General features: G+C 44.3%; 1 pseudogene. It reads right to left on the bottom strand.

Annotation, left to right across the window (positions count from 1 at the left end):
- Window positions 1-359, bottom strand: a pseudogene (locus tag ACTHTY_RS11880) (RsmD family RNA methyltransferase); the annotation flags it as partial.
- Window positions 360-454: the final 95 nt, after the last annotated feature.

The raw sequence follows: 454 nt of genomic DNA, 5'->3' as shown, positions 1-454 counted from the left end.
TCAGACGGCCTTGCCAGATAAGCCATGCCGTCTGAACACACGATTTCTACTTGTTTCAAACCTAATTCACGGATATTTTTCTGAAGTGTTTAAACAGTTTGGCGGTGGTTATCGACCATTACCACTTTTGCCGCATGACGAGAAGCAGCCTCCATCCCCAAAGCACCACTGCCGCTGAATAAATCCAATACTGTTTTGCCGGTTAAATCCTGACCCAACCAATTAAACAGTTTTTCACGCACGCTGTCAGGTGTCGGACGCAGACCGTCTGCCGATAAAAATGTTAACTTTCGTCCCCTGCATTGCCCACCGATGATACGTACTTGATTGGTGTGTTTGGAATGTTTGTTGTTTGCCATGATTTGTAAAAGATGCCGAGTTTTCAGCCGGTCTAACTTATCTAGTGAAACTGCCATCAAGCCTTATTTACCGCTATTCTTTTAGAAACAACCAT

The organism is Neisseria sp. P0019.S002, from assembly GCF_051957155.1.
Classification (GTDB): Bacteria; Pseudomonadota; Gammaproteobacteria; order Burkholderiales; family Neisseriaceae; genus Neisseria; species Neisseria perflava.
The sequence above is the reverse complement of the archived record's forward strand: the minus strand, read 5'-3'. Positions and strand labels throughout refer to the sequence as shown.